This window comes from Amycolatopsis sp. NPDC003865, assembly GCF_053605345.1.
Genome location: NZ_JBSGJA010000051.1, coordinates 1 through 8,011 on the forward strand (window position 1 = coordinate 1; position 8,011 = coordinate 8,011).

Sequence of the window (8,011 nt, forward strand, 5' to 3'; positions counted from 1 at the left end):
GATGGACAGGCAGCAGAAGAACGCCGACCCGAGCACGAGCACGACCGCCATCGCCAGCAGCTTCAGCGGGTTCACGGTCAGCCCGACGCCGAGGAGCCTCGAGTGAGGCCCGCGCCGCCGTGCCGGAGGAGATCTCCGCGTTGACGCTGAGCGAGCTGGTGCGTGCGGTCGAGGGCAGCGACCTGGTGCTGCGCCGGATCATGGCGCTCACGTGGGAGCGGGTGACCTCGAACCTGCGGGGGCTGGGCTGGGCGCTGCAACTGCACGACGATGCGATCCTGGTTGCCTACCACGAGCTGAGCCGCAAGTCCCACACCATCAGCGATCCGTCCCAGGTGGTGGCCTGGCTCACCTCGGTGGCCAAGCGGCACATCATGCGCACGGTGAACTCGCGCGAGGTTGCCGTCGGGCTGAACGCCGACCTCGAGCGGGTCGGCTGCGGGCCGCTGGCCTACGAGCGCTCGGGGCCGTGGCGGGATACCGGACTCCTGGAACATCTCGCCGACGGCCTCACCGAGCGCGAGGTGGCCATCCTGCATCACCTGGCCGCGGGATTCCGGCCCCAGGAAGTGGCCGCCCAGCTCAACGTGCGCTCCAAGCAGGTCGCCGAGGCTCGCAACCACGCGCTGCGCCTGATCCAGAACACCGAGTGGGACCTGCGCAGCCGGACCGCGGCGATCATCGCGGATCCGCAACCGGCGGCCGAGCAGCACTCGATCGTGGAGAACGCGATCCGGACCTTGCCGCCACGGCAGCGTGAAGTGCTTAACTACAACGTCTACGGCGGGCTCGCGCCCTGCGACATCGCCCGGCAGTTGGGCATCACGGCCAACAGCGCCCGCGTCAGCCTGCACCAGGCGCGCAGTTCCCTGGCCGTCCGGCTGCAGCTGAGCCCGGAGACGATCAAGGACATGCTCGAGCTGCTCGCCACGATCGCCGCCTCCGAACCGGACGGCCCCGGCGCCTTCGCCGAGACCCACCCGGAGATGATTGTGATCGCCTTCGACATCGCGCGCCTGCGTCAGCGCCCCAAGCGCCAGCGTGAGGCCGCTCAGGCCAGGCTGCTCGAGATCGTGGCCGATGTCCTGCCCGGTCCGGCCGAGCTCCTTCCGGCCGGGCACGCCGTGCTGGTGCTGCAACCCCGGGGCGCCTGGGCTCCCGGCTACGTCGCGTCGTTGACCATGCGGATCCAGCGGGCCCTGGCGGCCAACAACGCCCGCCACGTCGACCGGCTGAACCTGCGGGTCCTGGTCGACGTCGGCACGGTCAACGGCGGCCGCCGCGCGTTCTCCAGCCAGCTGGTCATCAACCAGCTGCGCCTGATCGAAAGCGAGCCCGTCCGCGACGTCACCAACGCCGGCGCCGCCGTCCTGGCCATGTTCACCTCACCCCGGGTGCACGAGCTCACCATCCGCGCCCCCGGACACGCCCTGCCCGAGAACATGGCCTTCGGCCGGCCGATCACCATCGTCGACAAGAGCAACCAGACCCTCCAGGCCTGGCCGCTGCTCGTGGCCGACCACCAGGCCAGAACGGCGTAACGAGCCCGGAAACCGCGAGTCTGCCACCAGGCGAAACAGGCGGCCCCGGCGGCGACGAGCGCTGACGCCCACGTGGCCAGGTCACCGGCCTCGACCACGATCGTTCTCCCTTTCGACCAATGGAAGAAGAGCTCACAGGGCTGCAGGCTCTCGCGCCAGGTGAGATCGTCGCGCGGGCGGGCCGAAGCAAGCAGCATTTCTTTGCGCCCAGTGGCGACTTGAGCTCGTCCAGACACGCATGTTGTCGTCCGCACGGGGCGGCCGCGAGGGGGCACCCGGGCAGCGTTATGCTTGCCGGTTCTGCTCGGCACGGCCTGATCGGAGAGGCAGCGATGGCAGAGGTGCAGTTGGACGGACAGTTCTGGTTGCCCGCCAAACCAGACCGCAAGATCGCGGGGTGGGTGACCTTCTCCCCCACGGCAGGTGGCTCGCTGACGCTGCTTGACAGCTTCGAAGGCATCGACGACCTCGACAGCCCGCGTCCGGACTACAGTCGCATTCTGGGTGAAAGCATCCATGGCGGCTTGACCCTGGATGACTGCCGCCTGGAGTTCCTGAACCTCTTCCAGCGGCGCCAGCGGTTCGCGGTGGGCACGCTGCTGAACGGCGCGTACTACGAGAGCGGTGAGGCGGTCGCGACGGACCGGCTGGTCACCCAGATCAGCGACCTGATGCTCTGGATGCTGGACGGCGTGCCCGCGCTGAACTTCAAGCCCGAGCAGCTGGCGAGCGGCACCATCCCACTCGTCAAGGAACACAGCGAGCACATCGACTTGGGCAGCGGCGCCCGGCTCAACCTGATTCACAGGCTCGCCCTCTCGAAGGGGGTGGGGCTGCTCGAGCTCCGGAACACCACCACGCCGCAATTCGAATTCGACACACCGGTCGAGCTGGATGCAGCCTTGGAGCACGCATTCGACCTGCTGGACGTGGTCACGATCGCCGCTGACCGCGTTGTCGCGTTCGAGGACGTCACGTTCAGCCACCCCGACCTGCTGATGCCAGGCGAGTCTCGGCGGGTGGCTGTCGGACTGCACGAGCAGTGGCGGGCTCAGGCGGACCCGAACCGCAAGCAGTTGATCAGCGATCGGGCGGCGTTCACTTTCGGCCAGTTGGGCGGTGGGGACGGGCTGCGGCGCCTCCTTGAAGCGGTGCGCAATCACCGCGCCCTCACCCGCCAGATCATCCGGCCGCTCTACGACACGGCACCGACCGTGCAGGACTCGTTCTTCACCCGAGTAGCGGCGCTCGAAGGTCTCGACAAGCAGCAACACGGGGGTGGCAGCTCTCTGCGCGAACGCCTAAAACGGCTTGCCGGCAACGCCGGGGCGTCGTTCGCGTCGCTGGTGGGAGCCGGCGACGCGGTCGAGCGCTGGGCCAAGCGCATGGTGGCCCTGCGCAACAACATCGGCCACGGCGACCCCGTGCCCCTGCACCAGAGCGCTGCCGAGCTGCACGAGATGTCCGACGCGGCCTATTGGCTGTTCGTCCTCAATTTGCTCGTCGAGGCCAACGCGCCCGCCGACGTCTACACCCATCTGACGACCACGGCACCGCGGTTCGCCTTCCTGCGTACGCAGATCCGCCGCCATTTCTGAGGTCAGGAATTCAGCGCCGCCGTTCGGCAGCTGGAGTGTGCCCAGAACGTCCGCAACCGCTCCAGCCAATCAGGTGTCGTGGCTGGCCGCGGATTCTGGGTCAGAGTCAACGAGCAGGGTGTCCGCTGGCCGCCTCTCCCGACCAGCACGATTCGACCTACGGCAGCGAGTTCGGGGAACCAGCCGTGGGTGCTCCGCACCAGCTCGGCTGTCCCCGCCAGTGACGACGTACGCGCTGCTGAGGCCCCCTGCGCCCAGTGCGACGTGTTCTACCGATCTCCTGGAAGAACGACCCTGGCGACAGCGAACGCCGTCGGGCAGACGTCCAACTCCCACGAGGATGAGTGTCGGCGGACAGGGCGAGCGGCATCCAGGGTTCGACTCGACGCATTCCGGCCACCCGGCGAACCGGTCCGCACCTGAAGTCGTCGTCTAAGTGGTTGCGCGCGAGTCGCTGCCGACGTTGACGCGGGCGGCGCGCTCGACCAGTTGCTGGGCACGGGACCGCGAGAGATTCAACGCTGCTCCGAGCTTGCTGTAGGACCTGTCGGCTCCCATGTCCTGGTAGATCTCGTCCGCGGTTTGCGCCGTCATATCGGCCACCCGGCTGGCGACCGCCAGGAGCAGGGCGCGCCGGCTGCTCAGGTGGGCGAACCACGAGGACGGGTCGTCGCCGTCCCGGTCGCCGACCAGCGCGGCCAGCACGCCCTGAACCTCGTGTTCTTCGACGCTGTAGGCGCCCGCGGGGATCCCGTGCGCGGTGTCGGCGGTCATCAGTGGAGGTCCATTCCGAGGTAGTCCACAACCGCGGCGGGCAGCAGCTCGATCAGGAGAGCCACCAGGTCAACCAGATCACCGGAATCGGCGACCCAACGTTCCACCAGGGCGGCCCAGTCGATGTCGAACTCCGCGCACAGATCAGCAACCTCCACGTGCCGGATCGGGACGTCGATGCGCTTGCTGTTCCACAACTCGGCCACCGCAGCGATCCGGTGGGACCCGGTGAGCGCGTTCTCGTCGTTGACCAGCAGCGGCGGCCCCCGCCACCCGCGCTCTGCCATGTCGCGCATCAGCGCGGCGCGCTTGCCGCGGTCGACGACGTTGTGGGGCGGGTTGAACAGACCGCCGGCGTGCTGCGCGAGGGCATCGACCCGGTCGACCACGGAGACAGTTTGCATAGCCCTCTCTATACAGGAGGAGGCGCGTTCTGCATAGAGAGGGCTATGCGTCCACCTGCTGCTCGACACCGCCCGACTGCGCCGGCCTTGGAGATCTACCGAGCCACCCACGCCGGCCAGCAGGAGCCGCACGACCTCACGGTGCGTGTGCGCCGGGACAAGTGATGCCGACGTCCGAGTGGAACTGCCTGCACTGGCGGCGTGGCATGCCGATCGGACTGGGCTCGGCGCGCTGTACTCGACGCCGTTCGCCACAGGAGAAGCCGCTGGTGGGACAGCCGTCGGGATGGTCGAACACGGCTTGCCCCCACGACGGGAGGAACGAGACGTGACCGCACCGAACCTCGATGACCGCGAGCGGCTATGCGCACTGCTGGCCATGCTGCCCTGGACACAAGACGCCGACGGTCTGTGTCCGCCGGAGGCACTGCGGCCGCTGATTCTCGGCGCCAACGCCGAGTCAGCCGACGAGCCCGACCCGGCTCGGGCGACGCGCTGGGGCGCCCTGTGCGAGGCCGCTCGCCATCTCGGAAGCCGCCTCAGCGAGGCGTCGACACCTCCGCAAGCGTCCGTGGTGCTCGCGATGCGCGTACTGGAGGCACTCGAACCTGTGGATTTGCCCGTTGCCGACGCGATCGGCGGCATGCTTCGGATGCAGACCGCCGGCCGGCTGTGGGTCAGCGAGGTCGTCGCGATTGCGTGGCGGATCGCGTCCGACGACTACGGCGACGAGCGGCTGGCCGATCTCCAGGGCAAGCTCGGGCGGGCGTAACGACAAGCGGCAAAGGCCGCCTGGACCGGACGATGTGATGGCAGGCTGCAGTGATGACGGACAAGAGCCCAGTGGGCAGCCATGTCGTAGCGGTGTCGTACCGAACCGTGTGGGCTGCGGTCGCCGCCGTGATCGACGAGCTCGGCGTTGATAAGGCGTCCGGGTTGAAGGTGCGCTCCGGTGAGCACCTGGCCGTAGTGCTCACTTCGGCGTTTCTCGGCGGGCCCCCGGCCGAGATCGACGTGGACGGCGGGCCGGACCTGGTGTTCGACCTCGGCGTCCTTCCCGCCGAATGGTGGCCGGCGCTGACCGGTCGCGGTGACGCCCGGTTCGCGGACGTCGAAGTGAAGTCGCTGCCCGGGACGCTCAGGGCATTCGACGCTGCCATCGACCGCGATCTGGCCCGCGGGCAGGAACCGCGCGTGACGACCAGGATGACGCAGGTCGTGTCGGCGAACGACATCGTCGCCGGCCTGGGCCGCGACATGATCGGGGCCGCCGCCGAGCAGCTGCGCCGCAAGTCCGCTCCGGATCGCGCGCGCATCGTCGTGCTCATCGCCCACGTGCTCGACCACATGTACGCCGAAGTCGTCGACACCTTCGTCGCGCATCACCTCGAGCCGCTCACCGAGCTGCCCGACAGCGTCGACGCGGTGTGGGTGCTGTTCGCTCCAACCCATCTGGCCGTCTGGTCCGTGGCCGAGAACCGCTGGACCAACCTGCTCTTCAACAGCGCAGGCACCCCCGACCAGCCGCCACCACCCGGCGCCGAAGACGAGCTGGAGTTCCTCGCCGCTGTCGATATCGAGTTCCGCCGGCTCATCGGCGACGAGTCAACCTCGCCCTACGCGTTCAAGCTCACCGCCGAATCGACAGCGGACGACACCAGCTCGGACCGCGGCCCGGCTACCCCGTGACCGGCATGCCGACCTTGTCGCGGGTCGTGAGCTGCAGGCCCTCGCGATGGGTGAGCCGCCAGCGCAGCGGATCGGGTTAGCCAGCACCCCGGGGGCAGCAGGTGCACCGCGCGATTGCACAGAACTCGCGATTTCGCATCTAGCACTCCATGAGCCTCGAACTGAACAGCGGAGACCGTACTCCGCAGGACCCGGGCCCCGGCGACAACAACAGCACCCCCGTCATCGTCTGCAACGCGATCATCGCGGCGCTGACCAGCCTTGACGTCACGACCCAGTCGGTTGCGGTGGTCGCCATCGCCGCAGGCGTGCTTGTCGTCTTGGCACTCGTCGTTGCCTACACCCGGCGACGCTGAGTTCGGACTGTGATCGGTGATTCCGTAACGAGGCGACTCTCGATGGTGGACTGATTAGTGGACGAGGCCGAGGAGGTGAGACCTGCGGTGTCACATGACGAGGCGTTCGACGCGTTCTTCCGCGCGCACGTGCTCGCAGAGGTCCAGCACCTCGTTCGATGCGGTTTCAGCCCGGACAGCGCGACGGAAGCAGTCGAGGAAGCCATGCTGACCCTGTACGTACGCTGGGCAGAGATCGGGAATCCGAGAGGTTGGATCCGGGCAACCGCACGGGGTCACGCCTTGACCATCACCAAGCGGCAGTTCGCTGTCTTGCCCGACGACATCGAGCGCCAGAATCCAGCGTTCCGGCACTACGATGAAGATCCAATCATCCAGCAGGAGTCGAAAGCGAGGATCACTCAGCTTTTGTCCGGGTTGTCCCCCAGACGGCGGGCAGTGTTATCTGCCTGGCTGGGAGGCCTTGAAGACTCGGAGATCGCCGAGGAGCTGAGGATCAGTGAGGCGACCGTCCGCTCGCACAGACGTTACGGCCTTGCCGACGTTGCCATAAAGTTGAGGTCGGAAGGCGGTCTGCCGTGACTGACAACGAACACGCCGAGGCGGAGGCAATCCTGCGGCAGGCCGACGCCGAGCTAGGCCGCGAACTGAGCGCTCGCACGGACGTCGAGGCCATGCTCACGCGGGTGAAGAGCCGGGCAGGAGCATCGCGAGCCGGCGAGCCGGCGGTAGAGCCTTCGCAGGCATCGGCAGCCGTTCCTCGCCGCAGGGTGCCCGGGCGCGTGCACTACGGGGATTCGGCTCAGGAGACAAGCGCGGTGGCGACTGCCACCAGGCCACACCATGGGGCGCTCCTGGCCTACCTGACGGACGTCGATCGCGAGTACTTGCTCACCCGGGGCACTCGCCGTAGGTTCCGGGCGAACGACGTCGTGGTCATGGAGGGTGATCCGTCCGACCACGTGCACGTGCTGGTTTCCGGCTGGGTGCGCGTCTCCACGATCATCGAGGATGGCCGCGAGGTGCTCTTCGGCCTGCGCGGCCCCGGCGAGGTGCTCGGCGACCTCGCCGCGGTCACCGGGCGGACGCGGTCGGCGTCGGTGCGCGCGATCGAACCCTGCACCGTCTTCCAGCTGACCGGCGCGGAGTTCGTCGACGTACTGCAGGCCCGGCCCGCCATCGCCCTCGCGACGATCAAGACTGTCGCCGTGCGGCTGCGTGCTGCCGAGTCAGCACGTATTGATTCCGCAGCCTTCGACGTCAGCCGCCGCGTGGCCGTACAGCTGGTCCGACTGGCTGAGCAACACGGCCGGCGCGTCCCGGAGGGCGTGGTCATCGAGGCCGCGCTGTCGCAGGAAGACATCGCCGGGCAGGTCGGCGCCGCCCGGCGCACGGTCGCGCGAGCCCTGCGCCTCCTGCGGGAGCGGGGGATCATCGAGACCGGCCGCCGCCGGATCCTCATCCGCGAGCCGCGCGTCCTGCGCGCCTTCGCCCGCTCGTAGTCGGATACGGAAGCAGCATTGCGACCTCCGGGACCTACGTAGTCGGCGACGTCTAGGGCGTGTCTGACAATGCTTTGGTCCAGGTGATCACGGCGTGGAGGAGGACCGCGGCCCGGTAGACGATGGCAAGCTTGTCGTAGCGAGTTG

General features: G+C 68.2%; 9 protein-coding genes and 1 pseudogene. 7 read left to right on the forward strand and 3 right to left on the reverse strand.

Features of this window, described 5'->3' with window-relative positions; genetic code table 11:
• Positions 1-96 (reverse strand): annotated as a pseudogene (locus tag ACWEVP_RS50160) (ABC transporter permease); the annotation flags it as partial.
• A gap of 23 nt (positions 97-119) precedes the next feature.
• Here ACWEVP_RS50160 and ACWEVP_RS50165 point away from each other — a divergent pair.
• Both ACWEVP_RS50165 and ACWEVP_RS50170 read left to right on the forward strand, forming a co-directional pair.
• The gene (locus tag ACWEVP_RS50165) at positions 120-1,541 is read left to right on the forward strand and encodes a sigma factor-like helix-turn-helix DNA-binding protein (RefSeq protein WP_452069698.1); all 1,422 of its coding nucleotides are present in this window, start codon (positions 120-122) and stop codon (positions 1,539-1,541) included.
• 332 nt (positions 1,542-1,873) lie between these two features.
• Positions 1,874-3,139 (forward strand): ApeA N-terminal domain 1-containing protein, encoded by a 1,266-nt coding sequence (locus ACWEVP_RS50170; RefSeq protein ID WP_452069699.1) that lies wholly within the window; start codon positions 1,874-1,876, stop codon positions 3,137-3,139.
• Positions 3,140-3,571: 432 nt separating this feature from the next.
• On the opposite strand, the gene ACWEVP_RS50175 is transcribed toward ACWEVP_RS50170, so the two are convergent.
• A complete protein-coding gene (locus ACWEVP_RS50175; RefSeq protein WP_452069700.1) occupies positions 3,572-3,913 on the reverse strand; it encodes a hypothetical protein in 342 nt (113 codons plus the stop codon).
• The gene (locus ACWEVP_RS50180; protein WP_452069701.1) at positions 3,913-4,302 is read right to left on the reverse strand and encodes a hypothetical protein; all 390 of its coding nucleotides are present in this window, start codon (positions 4,300-4,302) and stop codon (positions 3,913-3,915) included. Before ACWEVP_RS50180 ends, ACWEVP_RS50175 begins: the two co-directional genes overlap by 1 nt.
• Positions 4,303-4,645: 343 nt before the next feature.
• Here ACWEVP_RS50180 and ACWEVP_RS50185 point away from each other — a divergent pair, with 343 nt between their 5' ends.
• The 5 genes from ACWEVP_RS50185 (at position 4,646) to ACWEVP_RS50205 (ending at position 7,864) form a co-directional block, all read left to right on the forward strand.
• Positions 4,646-5,089, forward strand: a complete 444-nt coding sequence (locus ACWEVP_RS50185; RefSeq protein WP_452069702.1) for a hypothetical protein — start codon at positions 4,646-4,648, stop codon at positions 5,087-5,089.
• 53 nt (positions 5,090-5,142) lie between these two features.
• A complete protein-coding gene (locus tag ACWEVP_RS50190; protein WP_452069703.1) occupies positions 5,143-6,006 on the forward strand; it encodes a hypothetical protein in 864 nt (287 codons plus the stop codon).
• A 149-nt stretch (positions 6,007-6,155) separates the two neighbouring features.
• Entirely contained in the window at positions 6,156-6,362 is a 207-nt protein-coding gene (locus ACWEVP_RS50195) for a hypothetical protein (protein WP_452069704.1), read from the forward strand.
• A gap of 57 nt (positions 6,363-6,419) precedes the next feature.
• Complete coding sequence (locus ACWEVP_RS50200; protein WP_452069705.1) at positions 6,420-6,944, forward strand: RNA polymerase sigma factor; 525 nt, start codon at positions 6,420-6,422, stop codon at positions 6,942-6,944.
• 236 nt (positions 6,945-7,180) lie between these two features.
• Positions 7,181-7,864 (forward strand): Crp/Fnr family transcriptional regulator, encoded by a 684-nt coding sequence (locus ACWEVP_RS50205; RefSeq protein WP_452069706.1) that lies wholly within the window; start codon positions 7,181-7,183, stop codon positions 7,862-7,864.
• Positions 7,865-8,011 lie beyond the last annotated feature (147 nt).